Below are 16,252 nucleotides of genomic sequence, written 5' to 3' on the forward strand. Positions count from 1 at the left end.
GCGCTATTCGTGGACTGCGTCCTGAACTGTGTTCCCACTACACTAATTGATGCTTTTACCTGTCTTATGACCAATCCCCTGATGGAGCTATACCGAGATGAGGCGTTACTGGCTGTCCACAAACCGGCCGGTCTTCTGGTGCATCGCAGCCCCATCGACAAGCACGAAACCGAGTTTGCGTTGCAGTACGCCCGCTCTCTGAACGGTGGACAGCATGTTTATCCACTACACCGGCTTGACCGTCCCACATCGGGGGTTCTGGTATTTGCACGGGATCCGGAGGTGGCGCGGACGCTCGGCCTGAACATGATGGCGGGCGAGGTGGAGAAGCAATACCTGGCGGTGGTTCGTGGATGGCCTGCTGCAAGCGGCGTGATTGACTACCCCCTGAGGGACGAGCCAGAGGATCGGCGGCGCAAACATGAAGAGCAGGCGGTCCGGGATGCGTTAACCCGTTACCGGACGCTGGCAACAACAACACTGTACGTAGCCATCGAGAAATACTCCACCAGCCGCTACGCCCTGGTGGAGCTCGAACCGAAAACCGGTCGCAAGCATCAGCTGCGCCGGCACATGAAACACGTCAGTCACCCCATCATTGGTGATGCCAACCACGGGCGTGGTCGCCACAATCGTTATTTTGCGGAACGCTTCGGGGAAGGGCGGCTGATGCTGGCGGCGACACGTATCAAACTGCCTCACCCTGAAACCGGGGAGGCTCTCGTGATTTCCGCGCCCCTGGAGGCTTCTTTCCGGCGGGTGCTGTCAATCTTTCCTGACCTTTCTGCGCTGGAAGGGCCAGTTACCTGACTTACTGATGGGCGGGAAGGTCCTTTCGGGCGAGAAAACGTTCCATCAATTCGTCGAACGGAACGGGTTTGCTGTATTTGTAGCCCTGCAGGAACTGGCATTGATGGGCCTGAAGCCAGTGCTCGTGCTCTTCGGATTCTACGCCTTCGGCGACGATGGCCAACCCCAGGCCGCGAGCCAGGCCGATAATCGACAGGGTAATGGCGCAGTCGTCTTCGTCTCCGGGGATATCGCGGATGAAAGAGCGATCCACCTTGATGCGGCTGAAGGGCAGTGATTTGAGTCTTGAGAGTGACGAGTAGCCCGTTCCGAAGTCGTCGATCGACAGCGCCGAACCGGCTTCTACCAATTTTGTGAGGGTGTTACGAAGGGTCTGGGAGTCACCCTGAATGGCGTCCTCCGTCACTTCAAAGTGCAGGCGACCGGGGGATACACCGTAGTCGGCACAGATCGCCTGAATATCCTCGGATAGCTGGGATGCCAATACCTGCTCCGAAGCAAGGTTAACGCTGATTGTCGGCACCTCAAGGTTCTGCTTGTCCGCCCACTTGATGTCCTGGCACACGCGATGGAGAACGCACTCGCCGAGTTCGCGCATCAGGCCTGCCCCGCGCGCGACTTCCAGGAATTCAATGGGCAGCAGCATTCCGCGTTCGGGGTGGTTCCAGCGCACCAGTGCCTCTGCACCAACAAGTTGCTTGCCGGAGTGGTCGAAAATGGGCTGGTAGAACACGTCCAGCTTCTGCTCGTGGATGGTCAGCCTGAGCTCTCGTTCGAGCACAAAGCGAGAACGGGCAGTCGCCTGGATGGAGTTGTCGAACTGGCAGGCCCGGTTCGAGCCCTGACTCTTGGCGTGATACATGGCCGCCTCGGCACTCCGGAGCAATGCGTCCACGTCTTCGCCATCGCCTGGGAAGCGGCAGGTTCCCAGGCTGGCGGTCACATCCAGACTGTGACCCTGGACCTCGATCGGCTGTCTGATGGTTGTGAGAATGCGCTGGTTGAGCCTGTCTGCTTCCTCGCCCTCCGGGGGAGACGTCAGCAGTATTGAAAACTCATCGCCGCCGATTCTTGCCAGAACGTCTTTTCCGGGGATTCGCAAGGCACCCAGGCGACGCCCGATTTCGGCAATCACCGCATCGCCAGTCTGTGGTCCAAGACCATCATTAATGGTTTTCAGGCGATCAAGATCGGCCCAAATCAGCAGGAAGTTGTCGCGGCCCTGGCGGCGGGCCTTGCTGATCAGGTAACCCATTCGTTCCCGCAGGGTGTTCAGGTTGGCCAGGCCCGTCAGAGTGTCGAAGTGGGTGACGTAATCCAGCTTGCGCTTTGACTCCATCCACGCTTCGTGGGTGTTGATCAGGCTCACTGTGTCGGCTAGGGCGGCAACCAGGGACAGTTCGGGCAGAGTCCAGGTCCGGCTGTGCATGGCCTCGAGGCAGATAACGCCACTTGGGCGCGCCCCATCGAAGATGGGGGCGTCGAGCATGGAATAGATGCCGAGCACCTTCAGGTAGCCTTCGGTAAAGGTATTGGTGCGTTCGTCGGTCTGCGCATCCGATGCGTCAATCACGCGGGCGTTGGTCAAGGCGTCGAAATAGCGGGGATGCTCTTTACCCAACAAAACAAGGGGATTTTTGGAGTCGTAACCAGGGGCTCCGGATTCATGGGCTTTGGCGTCGTGGAGGTACTCGCACGTGAGCTTATCGTGACCGTGACTGAGCTCCCATATGCTGACCCGTTCCACGTTCAGTGCCGAGGCACAGAGTTCGGTTAGCGCAGCCAGCTTCTTCTCCCGCTCGTCCTGAATGAAGTCGGGGCTGTGGCTGAGCTTCATCAAGCGCTCATGGAAGTCCGTAAACAGTCGGTTCTCTGACATCACTCTCGGGTCTGTGCGAGCTGCACCGGGCCTGGTCCTTTTCTGTTTTCAGTTGGCACGGTAGGTGCTTGTTACTGCTCGAAAATGGTTGGCTAATGATGGCAATTTGTTGGCGGGCTGTCCAATCGAATTTCAAGCAAGCCTGGTACCTCCGTCAACGGGTGATTAGGTGTATGCCTTTGTTATAAATTGATATTCTTTTATTGGCGCGGTGCGAAGGCAGGGATGCTCTGACGGTCCGTTGGAACAGGCGCAATGGAAAAAAAGAAAACACCGTATGCGTTTTCAGCTCCGCAACGAATGTGATGCTTGCGTGATTTGTGTCTGCAGTAACGATTCCGGTTACCCGATTGATCCTTCCCTGTTGCCAGCCTGATTTTCTGCGACGCGGCCGGGGCAGTGTGCCCATGGCCGCTCCGCTTCCAGCGTATAGGCAATATCCAGCAAAGTGCGCTCGTCGCCATGGCGAGACATGAAATGCACGGACAACGGCAGTCCGTTCTTGCTTAATCCGGCTGGCAGCGCGATGGCCGGCGCCCCCGTTGTGTTGGCCAGAGGGGTGAAGCCCACATAGCGGACGAGTCGATCAAAGAGCTCCTCGAAAGGAACCTCGGGGCTCAGATGCCCCAGTTCAGGGGTAGGGTGACCAAGCACAGGTGTCAACACCGCATCCAGTTCGTCCAGAGCTGCCTCGTACTCCTGGGCTGAGCGACGAAGGCGCCACAGTGCCTGAGGCAAATGGTAGAACTGTTTCCTGAATTTTTTGGAAAGCCCCCGGGTCAGTCCATCAACTTTGCGCTTGTCGAATTCCCGATGAAACATCAGGCGGCCGTTGGTGGTCGCGCCAAACGCCAGGAACGCCCAGTACAACGCGAAGTCTTCGCTAAAGGTGGAGGCCACCGGCACCTCAACGGGAACCAGTGTGTGCCCCAGTGTTTCCAGCAGGCGCGCGGTGGTCTCTACCACTTCCCGGATTTCAGGATCAGTCCGGTGGCCGGTGATGGAGTCCACCACAACGCCAATCCTTAATGATTTGCCGGACGGGCCCTGGACGTTGCCTATTGGCGGTAGGCCTCGGCGATGGAAATACTGTTCCGCCTGGGCCAGAAAGTTGGCGGAGTCCCGAACGCTGCGGCTGACGATGCCATCGCTCAGAATATTGAGGGGAAGGGCTGCGGCGGCGTCATTATGAACCAGGCGCCCGCGCGAGGGTTTCAGTCCGACCAGCCCGCAGCAGGCGGCTGGAATACGGATCGAACCACCACCGTCATTGGCGTGGGCGATGGGTACGACGCCTGCTGCGACCAGTGCTGCCGCCCCGCCGGAGGAAGCGCCGGTCGAGTAGTCCGGATTCCACGGGTTCCGGGCGGCAGGCTTGCCGGGCGGTTCGGTTGTCGCATTGAAGCCGAACTCCGGCATGCTGCTTTTGCCAAGACAGACGAGCCCCTGGGCCATCAGTTGCCTGGCAACCGGACTGGTGCGGGAGGCAATGGAACCTGGCACGGCGTCGGACCCATGACGGGTAGGCATGCCTCTAACGTCCGTGTTGTCCTTGATGGCAGTGGGAACCCCACGGAAGAATGCTTGTCCCTTACTGTCAGAGCCGGCATCGATGCGCAGGGCGTAGGCTCTGGCCATGTCAAAGGCCGTGCTTGCGAATGTGCCAAGCAGGTGGTCTACTGCCCGAGCCCTTTTTATGGCGGCGTCCGTCAGTTCGGCGGCAGAGACGTCACCGCGTCGAATACGTTGTGCCAGTGTGGTTGCGTCATCGGTACCCAAGGCATCGTCTGCGAAGGCGTGAACCGGTTCGGACATGCTAGCTCCTGAAAGCGTCGTGGCAGGGGAAGGTGTGTTTTCGTACTTTAGTGCATCGGTCCTTCCAAGGGGTATGTCATTAGGGGAACGAGCGCACAGACTTCCAAGAAATCCGGATGTGCCTCTTTCTTGGACGCTTTGCACTTGGGGAAACTGGGAATAAGCTTTAAACAAGACCGAAAACGGACAAGATTTCGATGGATTTGATAGAACCTCTGGTACGCCACTTTCTGGGCATCTTTTTCCTGATGATCGGCTTGCAGTTTTCCAGCCGGAGTCTGGGGCTCTACCGACGGATGGGGTTTTCCCACATCAATTACGGTGCCAGGGGCGCTGCGCCCTGGTGGCATCGGCAGACGTTCAATGTGTTTCGTGCCTTGATTCTTGGTGTCTGCCTGATTCGGATTTTTGCCGATATTGACGGTGTGCTGGGTGTTTTTGACAGCCTCTACCAATGGCCGGTGCTTCTTTTGGGGCTGGTATTCTTGCTGGTTTCCTACACTGCGGTGAATTACCTGCAGGCCTTCATGCACGAGGAGTGGCGTTCCGGTATTGATCCGCGAAATGACGAACGAACGCTGATTACCTGCGGGCCTTTCGGCAAATCCCGGAATCCGTTGTTTATTGCCGTCATGACCGGGCAGTTGGGCTTTTTTCTGGCGCTGCCCAGCGTGTTTTCACTGGTGTGCCTGATAGTGGGGGTATGGGTGGTTACGCGTCAGGCCCGGGAAGAGGAAAAAGACTTACTGCAAAAATTTGGCGAGGCCTACGAGCATTACCGTGCCCGCGTGCCCCGCTGGTTCTGATAGGATTTAGTCAGGTTCCCGTTCAGCCGCTTTTTTTGCGGGCATCTTTGATGATGTCGTAGGCGTGGCTGATTTCCCGCGTCCGTTCTTCCGCCATTTCCCGCATGGTTTCCGGTAAGCCTCTCCCGGCCAGTTTGTCCGGGTGGTTTTCGCTCATCAGCTTGCGATAGGCCTTTTTAATCTCATCGTCAGAGGCAGAGGGCGAGACGCCCAGAACCTTGTAGGCGTCTTCCAGTTGCTGTGAGCTTGACCGCTGGGCGGATCCGCCACCAGCGCCTGCGCGCCCGCCAAAGGAACCCCGCAACATGGCTTCCAGTTGGTCCACCTGGCTTTCCGGCAGCCCCAGTCCGCGGGCGATGCGCACGAGCATGGCGTGTTCCGCCGGGTGGATGACGCCGTCGGCTGCCACCGCCGAGACCTGCACCTGCAGGAACATCTGCAACAGGGCCGGCTGGCGGCCGCTGATTTTCAGGAAATGCGCCAGTTCCGCGTCCAGATCAAAGTCGGGGGATTTACCGCGGCCAAACGCCGCTTTCGCCTTGGCTTTGGTGGCTTCATTCAGGCGAAACCGCACGAACATGGCTTCCGCCACCTGAATCTCATCACGGGTAACCTGTCCATCGGCCTTACACAGGGCGCCCATCACCGCGAACACCGACTCTACGAAGCCAGACTGGATATTCTGAATCTTACCGAGCAGGCGATCTTTCAGAATGTTAAAGGCGACTGCACCAAGAGCCGCACCGATCAGGAAACCAGTAAACCGGCCGAACGCATAGCCAATCATGCCGCCCAGAAACAGCGCAACGAGCATCAAGAATTCCTCTGCATTTTTTGGTTAAGTGTCTGTTCAATATACGGGGTTTTCAGTCCGGGGTCATGAACAGCCGTTCATCCACGTGGTCGATCTGTTCCGGGGCAAGGAAGCATTCAGCGTAGCGCCGGTAAATGCCAGAGCGAATAAACAGCGTGAAAATATCTCGATCTATGTGACCGTCGTCCACCATCCGGGCCACGATGCTCAAGGATTCAGTGAGTGATTTCGCGTCTTTGTAGGGGCGATCGGAAGCGGTGAGGGCTTCGAATACGTCGGCCAATACCATGATGCGTTCCGGAATGCTGAGTTGGTCGCTGATTAAACGGCGAGGGTAGCCCTGGCCATCCATTCGCTCATGGTGGGTGCCCGCCAGTCGCGGAACGTTCGCCAGCCGGTCGGGCAGCGGAAGGGTTTCCAGCATGCAGATGGTTTGCACAATGTGTTCGTTGACCCGGAACCTTTCCTCGGGGGTCAGTGTGCCACGGGTAATGGTGAGGTTGTGCAGTTCTCCCTTGTTGGCGGCAAAATCCGGAAGAGCCATGTCAAAGCCCCAGTGATTGCCGGGGTCATCCCGCTGGACCGGAGGCCGGTGTTCACCCCACGGGCGTGTATGTTCCGGTTTGTCGCTGAGCAGGGCTTCCGCTGTGGGCAGGATCGGCTCCGGATGCTCGGCGGTGGCTTGCGCTTCGTCCCACGACAGTCCGAGTCGGTCGCTGAAGTGACGTTGCCAGGTTTGCCGGCCAATGGTGTGGATACGCTCGATGTCGGAGTCAGAGAGGGCTTCACCGCCGTGGTTGACGCTGGCAATAAAGGCGAACTCCTGCTGGAGTCGTTTCTGGGTGGCGTCTCGCTCCTGATGGGCTTCGGCTTCGTCGTCGCCGCTTAATTGCCGTTTGAGATAGCGGATGTCCGCGTCCCGGTGCAGCACTTCAAAGCGGGTGCGTATTTCATGGATTCGGTTGTGAATAGTTTCCAGTTTGACGGCTTTATCAACGACATGCTCGGGGCTGGTTATCTTGCCGCAGTCGTGCAGCCAGGCGGCCAGTCTGAATTCATAGCGCTCTTCATCACTCAGGGTGAAGCCGGCAAAGGCCTCCTGATCGCTGGCAATGGCCTCGTCCACCAGCATCTCCGCTAACTGGGGAACCCGGGTGCAGTGGGCTGCCGTGTAATGGGACTTGGAGTCGATGGCGTTTGCAACCAGCTGGATCGTGCCGTCCAGCAGGGCCTGCTGGCTTTCGATCAGTTCCCGCGTTTCGATGGCCACGGCGGCCGAGCCGGAAATCTGATGCACGAACGCAACCATCTCGTCGCTCAGATGTGCGTGATCGCCGCGCTCCATCTCAATCACCAGAGTTCCGACCAGCTTGCCGTTCCTGTTGCGCAGTATGGTGACCAGTGGATGCCCGGCAAGCTGCTGGCCCAGGCTTAGGATCATCTCCTCGTTTGGTTGTGCCGACGACACTCCCTTGATGTGTTTTGGCAGGCCAGGATCTTTGTCGACGGCGAGATTCAGGGCTCCGGCTTGTTTGCTGAATAGGTAAATGCCGCCACGCTTTTCCCCGACGATGCTCAGGATCTGGGTCAGAATGTCGTGTAATAACTCGTTCAGGTTCTGGCCAAGGTTAAGAACATTGGAAATGCGCTGAAAGCTGCTGATGGAGCCGGCCATGTCATCCAGGGCGGAGCCCAGTTGATGGGCTTCCCTGACTCGTGAGGTGGGCGCCTCCCAGTTATCAAAGCGAAACTGTGACAATTGGCCCACCCGGTTGGTGAGAGTTTCCAGCGGGCGGGCCACCCGTCGGCCCAGGAACCAGCCAATGATGGCCATAGCGAGCCCGATCAGGCCGGCAATCAGAGCCTGTTGAGTCAACAGCTTCCAGACCTGCGCCAGAAGTTCTTTGGATGGGATGACGACCGCAACGGTCAGCGGTTCTTCCTCGAAAACATGCGATGTCTCGGTGGTGCCATACCAGTACTGGTCATTCATCCTGAACCGCCGAACAGAACTGCTACCAATCGTGGTGCCTTTGTGCTGGGCAGCTGCCAGAAGCACTGGCTCATTCTCGGCACCACCGCCGGTGTCAACCAGGATCTCCTGCTCACCATTCAGGATAGCGACACGGGTATTCGCGGTGGGTTTGAGTTCGGACAACTGGCTCTTGATATCGGACACCGTGGCATCCATTCCGAATACAGCATCGCCTTCGCTGGCCCGGTGCGAGAGAGTGATGCCGGTTTCTCCGGTGGAAAAAAAGACATAGGGCGGAGAGAGTTCGGCCTGAGCCGAACGGGTAGCAGTCCGGAACCAGTCGCGGTTTCTGGGGTCGTAGTCGCTTTCCTGAATCGTTGGCTCGCCTATGGGGTTCAGTGCTGCATCGTAGAAGTGCCGCAGGCGCTGGCCCTTGCTTCCATCGGGTGCCGAAGCCTGGACAAGGTAGGCCGCGCCTCTGGGAGCGTCATGGAATTGAACCAAACCAGAGCTCACGACTTTACGTAGCTGGAAGAATTCGCCATTTGGATAGCCCACGTAAACTGCGCTGACAACTTCGCTGGCCTTCAGAATGTCGACGATGGCTGGCAGGCGTTCCAGGCGCTCCTCCAGGTTTTTGGCCTGGCCCAGGGGATCGTGGCTTAACAGCGCCAGCGTAATGGCCGGTGGCCGCGTCACGGAGCGAAGCCGGTCGTCTGCGTTCATCACCAGCTGGTGGGCTGCATCGCTCGCGGCGGTCACTTTGGCTCGTTCCAGGCCAAGAAAACTTTGGCCGACCATGATCAGGGTCAGTAGCAACATGCCCAGGCTGACCGCCGCAGCAATAAGCATCGCCAGCGAAACTCGTGGGGCAGGGTGGCGTCGGGGCATCGGGGGATCCTTTAAAACCAGGCCGGAGTTTGGGCGTGAAGGAGATTGGTATTACCTTAGGAAGGTTAGACCCGGACCGGTTATTTTTCTGGCATAGGGCAGAGTGAACAATCATGACCATGGATCTGTTTCAGGATCAGCAGGCGGAGCAATACTGTGAAAGGATCGTTGAAGGCGCGGTGGTGCTTCGGGGACGGGCCTGTGATTCGGATCGGGATTTGCTGGATGCCATTGCGATGGTAGCGCGGACGGCTCCATTTCGGCACATGCTGACCCCGAGTGGCCATACCATGTCCGCCGCCATGACCTGCTGTGGGCAACTGGGCTGGGTTACCGATGAGCGGGGGTATCGATACCAGAGTGAAGACCCGCTTACTGACAGGGCATGGCCCGACATGCCCCCTCCGCTGTTCAAATTGGCAAATCAAGCTGCCCGAGAGGCGGGCTATCCGGATTTCATGCCAGATGCCTGTCTGATCAACCGTTACGAGCCCGGGGCCAGGATGGGCCTGCACCAGGACAAGGACGAGCAGGATTTCAGTCAGCCCATTGTGTCTGTATCGCTTGGCTTACCCCAGGTATTCCAGTTTGGCGGCGCAAAGCGGAATCAGCGACCTGAAAACATTCCCCTTGGTCATGGCGATGTGGTGGTCTGGGGAGGGCCTTCCCGACGCTTCTATCATGGTGTTCTGCGCTTGAAAGAGGGTGAACACCCACTGACTGGCCGTTACCGCTATAACCTGACCTTTCGAAAGGCACGCTGATTATTGCAGCCAGGCCACCGAGAGTCCCGCGGCCATGGATAGCATCATCGGGACGGCCACCAGCTTGCCAGCTTGCCGATCGCCGATGCCCCAGGCCATGGCGGACTTCACCAGATTATTGGTAGCTGCAGCGATCACCACGGCCAGTGCTGCCACATCCAGCGCCAGGCGGTCGTGGGACATACGGGTTAGTGACAGCGTGATGGCGTCTACATCGCCAATGCCCGAGGTAAAGGCCAGCATGTAGATACCCGCCGTGCCCAGCCATTCCTTGAGCAGCTCACCCAGCAGCAGAATGGCTGTGAGCAGTACGCCGAACACCACGGCAGAGGGCAGGTCCAGGGGGTTTTGCTTCAGTTCCATAGTGCTGAGGGCTGGCTTGTGGGAGTGCTGCCGCCAGATCAGCCAGGCCGGAATGTACAGCAGGGCTGCCATGGTGATGACGGGGGCCACCAGGAAGGGCAGCAAATCGCGATTAATCACGAATCCATACACCAGAATCCTGGGGAACATGGTGCCGCAGGCGATCAGTATGCCTGAGGCAAGCTGCGGGGCGATCTGGGGGTTGTCTGCCGACTGGCGGGCAAAGTTCAAAGTCAGCGCGGTGGAGGAACTCAGGCCGGCAAACAGACTGGTAAACAGGATGCCCCTTCGGGTTCCGGCAACGCGCATGGCGAAGTATCCCACGAACGACACAGACGCAATCAACACCACCATCCACCAGATTTCCCGCGGGTTGAGCGCGCCGCCCGGCCCCATTTTTTCATCGGGCAGGAGGGGAAGCAGGACGACGGAAATCAACAGCAGCTTCAGGGCCGCGTCCAGCTCGTGTTCCTTCAGTTTGCTCACCCAGCCATGAATGTCTTGCTTGTTATCCAGAATCACCGCCGTTACCACCGCTGACGCCGTCGCCATCACGGGGTCCACGGCCACGGCAATCGCGCCGAAACAGAAGGTGAGCACCATGCCCACCATGCTGGTGATACTGAAATTGCGGATATGGGCAAGGCGCTGACTGTAGCCAACCACGTTCATGGCGACCACGCTGGCCAGTAATACCGGAAATGCCCAGACGGTGATAGCCTCCGAAAGAACCGCGGAAACGCCGCCCAGCAAGCCTACCAGCGCAAAGGTCCGGATACCGGCAATGCGTTCTCCCGATTTCTGGTCCCTGGCATCCCAGCCCCTTTCCAAGCCAATGATGGCCCCCAGCAGCAAGGCGACCGCCAGGTTAATGGTGGTCTGGTTCGTGGCGATGAACTGGCTGCTGACCTCATCCATAGGTGTTTGACTTCCATAAGTTGCGGAAAAGACAGTTGTTATTGTAGCTGCCAGGGGCAAAGAGCATAAACCCAGCGGTCATCCCTTACCTTACGTGTCATGGGCGAATCTGATAAGCTTCGCGGCCCTTGTTTACTACCCTGTAAGGTCAAAGCCCACCGGCATCCCGAAGCTCCCGTTGTCCCGGCGTCCAACCTTTTGCCGCATTCTATCTATTCGGACCTTCGTTGTGATCTTCCGGCCCGCTCTGTGAGCGGCTTTTGACCCGCTTTACCAAAAACGGAACCCGACATGGTTAATACACTGAAAAACGAATGGTTATCCAACATTCGAGGCGACATTCTCTCTGGCATCGTGGTGGCCTTGGCGCTGATCCCGGAGGCCATTGCCTTCTCCATCATTGCGGGCGTGGATCCCAAGGTCGGCCTGTACGCCTCTTTCTGTATCGCGGTGATCATTGCCTTTGTGGGTGGTCGCCCGGGCATGATTTCTGCGGCCACTGCCGCTATGGCGGTACTGATGGTCACGCTGGTCAAGGAGCATGGGCTGCAGTATCTGCTGGCAGCCACTATCCTGACCGGTGTCATCCAGATTGTTGCCGGCTACCTAAAACTCGGCAGCCTGATGCGGTTTGTCTCCCGATCGGTGGTCACCGGCTTCGTGAACGCGCTGGCCATACTGATTTTCATGGCTCAGTTACCAGAGCTGACCAATGTGACCTGGCATGTGTACGCCATGACGGCGGCCGGGCTGGGCATTATCTACCTGTTCCCGCTGCTGCCCAAAGTAGGCAAGACGATTCCTTCACCGCTGGTGTGTATTGTGGTCCTGACCGTGGTGTCCGTTCTGATGGGGCTGGATATCCGTACCGTGGGCGACATGGGTGAGCTGCCGGATACGCTACCGATCTTCCTGTGGCCGGATGTGCCCCTGAACATGGAAACCCTGATGATCATCCTGCCGTACTCAATTCCTCTGGCCATCGTGGGCCTGCTGGAATCGATGATGACGGCCACCATCGTGGATGACCTGACCGACACCGAGAGTGACAAGAACCGGGAGTGCAAAGGGCAGGGCATCGCCAACATTGGCTCCGGCCTGATCGGTGGTATGGCCGGCTGCGCCATGATCGGCCAGTCTGTGATTAACGTGAAATCCGGTGGCCGTACCCGTCTTTCGACCCTGATTGCGGGTGTCTTCCTGCTGATTATGGTGCTGGTGCTGGATAACCTGCTGGTACAGATTCCTATGGCGGCACTGGTGGCGGTCATGATCATGGTCTCCATCGGTACCTTCTCCTGGGAATCCATTCGCAACCTCAAAGAGCACCCGGTCTCCACCAACCTGGTGATGCTGGTGACGGTTATCGTGGTGGTCGCCACACACAACCTGGCGTACGGCGTGCTGGCCGGGGTGTTGCTGGCGGCCCTGTTCTTCGCCAACAAGATTGGTCACTACATGATCGTCCGTTCCGAACTGGACGATCAGACCAATATCCGCACCTACAAGGTGATTGGCCAGGTATTCTTCAGCTCGTCGGAAAAATTCCTGCAATCCTTTGATTTCAAGGAGGCAGTCGATAAGGTAGTGATTGATCTGAGTCGCGCCCATTTCTGGGATATCACGGCGGTGGGGTCGCTGGACAAGGCGGTCATCAAGTTCCGCCGGGAAGGGGCGGACGTTGAGGTGATTGGTCTGAACGAAGCCAGCGCCACCATCGTCGACCGCTTTGGAGTGCACGACAAGCCGGAGGCCGTTGACCAGCTCATGGGCCATTGACATGACCCAGGCCAAGGCATCCGGAGACGATCGCAGCCAGAATAATAATCAGAACGATCAGCAAGGTGAGGTGAACATGCAAAGAGTTGTGGCTTGTATCGACGGTTCTCGCGCTGCACCGGCCGTCTGTGATTATGCATCCTGGGCCTGCCGCCACATGCAGGCACCCATGACGCTCCTGCACGTACTGGACGAAGAGCGCTTCCCTGCAGAGCCCGACCTGGCCGGCAATATTGGCCTGGGAAGCCGGGAACAATTGCTGGAGGAACTGGCAGAGCTGGACCGCAAGCGCGCCAAACTCGCTCTTGAGCACGGCCATAACATGCTGGATGAGGCGGAGCGCCGGGTTCGCGATTCAGGCGTCGAAGACATCAGCAAGCGCCAGCGCCACGACGACCTCACGGCGTCGCTGCTGGCGCTTGAGAGCGAGACGCGCCTGCTGGTGATGGGGCTGCATGGCGAGAGCAGTTCGGATCGTGACATTCACATCGGCAGTCAGCTGGAAACCGTGATTCGCAGTGTCCACCGTCCGATCCTGCTGGTGCCCGATGAATTCATCGCACCCAAGAGCGCCATGCTGGCGTTCGATGGCAGCGTGACGGCACTGAAGGGCGTGGAAATCCTCGCCAACAGCCCCGTCCTCAAGGGCATGCCTTTGCATCTGGTGATGATTGGCGCCGACACCAACGACCAGTGGGAACAGCTGAAAAAAGCCAGGAAAATGCTTGATCCGCTGGGCTCAGACATCACCATGGCTATCCGGGCTGGAGATGTAGAACCGGCCCTGCATGAGTATCAGCAGGAGCATGATATTGATGTGCTGGTCATGGGTGCCTATGGACACTCCAGAATCCGCCAGTTCCTGGTGGGTAGTACCACCACCCAGATGCTCAAGACGGCGACGACGCCACTGGTGATTTTGCGCTGATTTGTGAAAACGTAAAAGGGCAGGATGGGTTATGATCGCTTATCGAAGCGACGTTTCCGTAAATTGGGATGCAAGTCAGTTGGTATAAGGAGGTAGACGTTGGCTGGAAAAAATGTTGTTTGGCACCACCATAAAGTCGGTCGCGCGGATCGGTCTTTAAACAAAAGCCAAAAACCTTGCTTACTTTGGTTCACGGGCCTGAGTGGATCGGGTAAATCGACGGTTGCCAACGCTCTGGATGTGGCGCTGCATGAGCGAGGCTACCATACCTTTTTGCTGGACGGGGATAACGTCCGGCATGGTCTTTGTAAGGATCTGGGTTTTTCCGACACGGATCGGGTGGAAAACATTCGTCGTATCGGAGAGGTCAGCAAGCTCTTTGCAGATGCAGGGCTGATTGTACTCAGCGCCTTTATCTCGCCTTTCGCCAGTGACCGTCGCCTGGTTCGAAACCTGTTTCCGGCCGGTGAGTTCATTGAGGTGTTCATGGATACGCCGCTGGAAACATGTGAAGAACGGGATCCGAAGGGGCTTTACCGGAAGGCCCGCTCTGGCGAGATCAAAAGTTTCACCGGGATAGACTCCCCTTACGAAGCTCCAGCCCGACCTGATATCCGGTTGGATTCCTCGACCATGTCGGTTGATGACTGTGTCGAGACACTGATCGAATACCTACTGGGACGCGGACTGATCTCCCCTAAGGACTGACTCCATGGAGTGGCAGGGCATACTCACGCTGATCACCCTGTTCTCGGTGTTATCGGCGCTTGCAGTGACGCGCGTTTCGGCCGATTTGATTCTGATGGCAGCGCTGGCCTTCCTGCTGATCACCGGGATTCTCGGGCCCGCCGATGCGTTGGCCGGCTTTGGTAATCCGGGTGTGATAACCATTGCCACGCTGTACATCGTTGCCGCCGGGCTAAAGGAAACCGGGGCGGTGCAATGGATCGCCCGGCTGATGCTGGGGCACCCGAAAACCGAAAGGGGGGCCCAATTGCGAATGGTCGCCCCGACCGGACTGCTAAGCGGTTTTATGAATAACACTGCCGTGGTGGCCATGTTCATTCCTGCCATCCAGGACTGGGCTCAGCGCCTCGGGATTCCTGCCTCTAAATTGCTGCTTCCCCTGAGCTATGCGGCCATATTGGGCGGTACCTGTACGCTTATAGGGACCAGTACGAATCTGGTTGTCGATGGCATGTTGCAGAGTCAGATCGGTATCCATCTGGGGCTGTTTGAACTGGCCTGGGTGGGCGTTCCGCTCCTGCTGGTGGGGGGCGCCTTTCTGGTTTTCTTTGCCTCCCGCTTATTGCCCGATCGTGGTGGTGTTTCCGAAGAGCTGGATCAGGTTCGGGAATACGGGGTAGAGGTCGAAGTCATGAGCCCTGGGCCGTTGGTTGGCAAGACCATCGCTGAGGCTGGTCTGCGTGCGCTCAATTACGGTTATCTGACCGAAATTGACCGCGACGGGCGCTTGATTACGGCGGTGGAACCGGACCGGATGCTCCAGGCCGGCGACCGGCTCTACTTTGTCGGGGCACCGGAATGCGCCAGCGAATTGCGCCGGATTCAGGGGTTGAAGCCCGCCAGTGGCAATGTCCACAAGCTCGATGTAGCCAATCACCAGCGTTGCCTGGTGGAAGTGGTTCTGGGGCCAGAATTCCCGGCACTTAACAGGACCATTCGCGATAGTCGGTTCCGGACTCGTTTCAATGCCGTCATTCTCTCGGTATCCCGAGAGGGAAAGCGCGTTTCGGGTAAGTTGGGTGACATCACTTTCCGAATGGGGGATACCTTGCTGCTGGAAGCCAGTCATCAGTTCGTGGAACAGTACCGGTTTCGCCGGGACTTCCTGCTGGTCAGCGCATTGAATGACTCAACGCCCCCGGATTTTCATAAGGCGCCGCGTGCGATTGGCATCCTTGGAATAATGGTTGCAGCCAGTGCATCTGGTCTTCTTACGATCATGGAGGCCGCGTTTGTGGCCGCTGGTCTGATGATCGCGTCTGGGTGCATCACTGCCAGTCGGGCCAGGCGAAGTGTGGATTTGCCGGTGTTGGTCGTCATTGCGTCTTCGTTTGCGCTTGGGAATGCGATGTCCCAAACAGGAGCTGCACAGGTGATTGCCAGCAGCCTGTTAGGTTTAGGCGTTTTGACACCGTGGATAGCCTTGGCTCTGGTGTACTTTATGACGGTGGTATTCACCGAGGTCATTACCAATAACGCTGCGGCTGTCCTGATGTTTCCGATAGCGCATGCCGTTTCTGAGCAGCTTGGAGTGAATTTTCTACCCTACGCAATTGCCGTGATGTTTGCGGCGTCCGCGTCCTTCCTCACACCGCTGGGTTATCAGACCAATTTGATGGTTTACGGGCCAGGGCGGTATCGGTTCGGGGATTACATCCGGGTCGGCTTGCCTCTCGCAGCATTAACCGCTTCGGTGGTCTTGTTTCTGGTCCCGATGGTTTGGAGCTTCTAAAGACCGCCCTGGCAAAAGGCACCGAGGCCCC

12 protein-coding genes are annotated in these 16,252 nt (G+C 57.9%); 7 read left to right on the forward strand and 5 right to left on the reverse strand.

All coding sequences use genetic code 11. The features are described from left to right. The first annotated feature begins 81 nt into the window (after positions 1 to 81). Positions 82 to 810 (forward strand): pseudouridine synthase, encoded by a 729-nt coding sequence (locus tag K8I84_RS01765; protein WP_263282918.1) that lies wholly within the window; start codon positions 82 to 84, stop codon positions 808 to 810. A gap of 1 nt (position 811) precedes the next feature. Here K8I84_RS01765 and K8I84_RS01770 read toward each other — a convergent pair whose 3' ends face one another. Continuing rightward, positions 812 to 2,689, reverse strand: a complete 1,878-nt coding sequence (locus K8I84_RS01770) for a sensor domain-containing phosphodiesterase (RefSeq protein WP_223793009.1) — start codon at positions 2,687 to 2,689, stop codon at positions 812 to 814. A 342-nt stretch (positions 2,690 to 3,031) separates the two neighbouring features. Continuing rightward, positions 3,032 to 4,504 carry an amidase gene (locus K8I84_RS01775; RefSeq protein WP_223793010.1) on the reverse strand — a complete coding sequence of 491 codons (1,473 nt, stop codon included), beginning with the start codon at positions 4,502 to 4,504 and terminating at the stop codon, positions 3,032 to 3,034. Positions 4,505 to 4,701: 197 nt separating this feature from the next. Between K8I84_RS01775 and K8I84_RS01780 the strand changes: the two genes are divergently transcribed. Continuing rightward, on the forward strand, positions 4,702 to 5,310 hold the full coding sequence (locus tag K8I84_RS01780) for a methyltransferase family protein (RefSeq protein WP_223793011.1): 609 nt from the start codon (positions 4,702 to 4,704) through the stop codon (positions 5,308 to 5,310). A gap of 22 nt (positions 5,311 to 5,332) precedes the next feature. Here K8I84_RS01780 and djlA read toward each other — a convergent pair whose 3' ends face one another. Further along, positions 5,333 to 6,124 carry a co-chaperone DjlA gene (djlA, locus tag K8I84_RS01785; RefSeq protein WP_223793012.1) on the reverse strand — a complete coding sequence of 264 codons (792 nt, stop codon included), beginning with the start codon at positions 6,122 to 6,124 and terminating at the stop codon, positions 5,333 to 5,335. 52 nt (positions 6,125 to 6,176) lie between these two features. Continuing rightward, a complete protein-coding gene (locus K8I84_RS01790) occupies positions 6,177 to 8,990 on the reverse strand; it encodes an HD domain-containing phosphohydrolase (RefSeq protein ID WP_223793013.1) in 2,814 nt (937 codons plus the stop codon). Between the two features lie 113 nt (positions 8,991 to 9,103). Here K8I84_RS01790 and alkB point away from each other — a divergent pair, with 113 nt between their 5' ends. After that, positions 9,104 to 9,754 carry a DNA oxidative demethylase AlkB gene (gene alkB, locus K8I84_RS01795; RefSeq protein ID WP_223793014.1) on the forward strand — a complete coding sequence of 217 codons (651 nt, stop codon included), beginning with the start codon at positions 9,104 to 9,106 and terminating at the stop codon, positions 9,752 to 9,754. On the opposite strand, the gene K8I84_RS01800 is transcribed toward alkB, so the two are convergent. Beyond that, a complete protein-coding gene (locus tag K8I84_RS01800) occupies positions 9,755 to 11,035 on the reverse strand; it encodes an MgtC/SapB family protein (RefSeq protein ID WP_223793015.1) in 1,281 nt (426 codons plus the stop codon). 291 nt (positions 11,036 to 11,326) lie between these two features. Between K8I84_RS01800 and K8I84_RS01805 the strand changes: the two genes are divergently transcribed. From K8I84_RS01805 to K8I84_RS01820, 4 genes are all read left to right on the forward strand, one after another. Continuing rightward, positions 11,327 to 12,814: a SulP family inorganic anion transporter gene (locus K8I84_RS01805; protein ID WP_223793016.1), complete on the forward strand. Its 1,488-nt coding sequence runs from the start codon at positions 11,327 to 11,329 to the stop codon at positions 12,812 to 12,814. Positions 12,815 to 12,890: 76 nt separating this feature from the next. Next, positions 12,891 to 13,742: a universal stress protein gene (locus K8I84_RS01810; RefSeq protein WP_263282954.1), complete on the forward strand. Its 852-nt coding sequence runs from the start codon at positions 12,891 to 12,893 to the stop codon at positions 13,740 to 13,742. 99 nt (positions 13,743 to 13,841) lie between these two features. Beyond that, positions 13,842 to 14,450, forward strand: coding sequence for an adenylyl-sulfate kinase (gene cysC, locus K8I84_RS01815; RefSeq protein ID WP_223793017.1), 609 nt, complete (start codon positions 13,842 to 13,844; stop codon positions 14,448 to 14,450). A 4-nt stretch (positions 14,451 to 14,454) separates the two neighbouring features. Beyond that, positions 14,455 to 16,221: an SLC13 family permease gene (locus tag K8I84_RS01820; protein ID WP_223793018.1), complete on the forward strand. Its 1,767-nt coding sequence runs from the start codon at positions 14,455 to 14,457 to the stop codon at positions 16,219 to 16,221. The last annotated feature ends 31 nt before the right edge of the window (positions 16,222 to 16,252 follow it).

It is taken from the genome of Marinobacter sp. F4216 (assembly GCF_019931195.1).
Lineage (GTDB): Bacteria > Pseudomonadota > Gammaproteobacteria > Pseudomonadales > Oleiphilaceae > Marinobacter > Marinobacter suaedae.

Coding starts and splice junctions, on each gene's coding strand:
- K8I84_RS01790 (WP_223793013.1), bottom strand. CDS start 8,990: ATGCCCCGACGCCACCCTGCCCCACGAGTTTCGCTGGCGATGCTTATT.
- K8I84_RS01775 (WP_223793010.1), bottom strand. CDS start 4,504: ATGTCCGAACCGGTTCACGCCTTCGCAGACGATGCCTTGGGTACCGAT.
- K8I84_RS01770 (WP_223793009.1), bottom strand. CDS start 2,689: ATGTCAGAGAACCGACTGTTTACGGACTTCCATGAGCGCTTGATGAAG.
- K8I84_RS01765 (WP_263282918.1), top strand. CDS start 82: ATGGAGCTATACCGAGATGAGGCGTTACTGGCTGTCCACAAACCGGCC.
- K8I84_RS01780 (WP_223793011.1), top strand. CDS start 4,702: ATGGATTTGATAGAACCTCTGGTACGCCACTTTCTGGGCATCTTTTTC.
- alkB (WP_223793014.1), top strand. CDS start 9,104: ATGACCATGGATCTGTTTCAGGATCAGCAGGCGGAGCAATACTGTGAA.
- djlA (WP_223793012.1), bottom strand. CDS start 6,124: ATGCTCGTTGCGCTGTTTCTGGGCGGCATGATTGGCTATGCGTTCGGC.
- K8I84_RS01810 (WP_263282954.1), top strand. CDS start 12,891: ATGCAAAGAGTTGTGGCTTGTATCGACGGTTCTCGCGCTGCACCGGCC.
- K8I84_RS01800 (WP_223793015.1), bottom strand. CDS start 11,035: ATGGATGAGGTCAGCAGCCAGTTCATCGCCACGAACCAGACCACCATT.
- K8I84_RS01805 (WP_223793016.1), top strand. CDS start 11,327: ATGGTTAATACACTGAAAAACGAATGGTTATCCAACATTCGAGGCGAC.
- K8I84_RS01820 (WP_223793018.1), top strand. CDS start 14,455: ATGGAGTGGCAGGGCATACTCACGCTGATCACCCTGTTCTCGGTGTTA.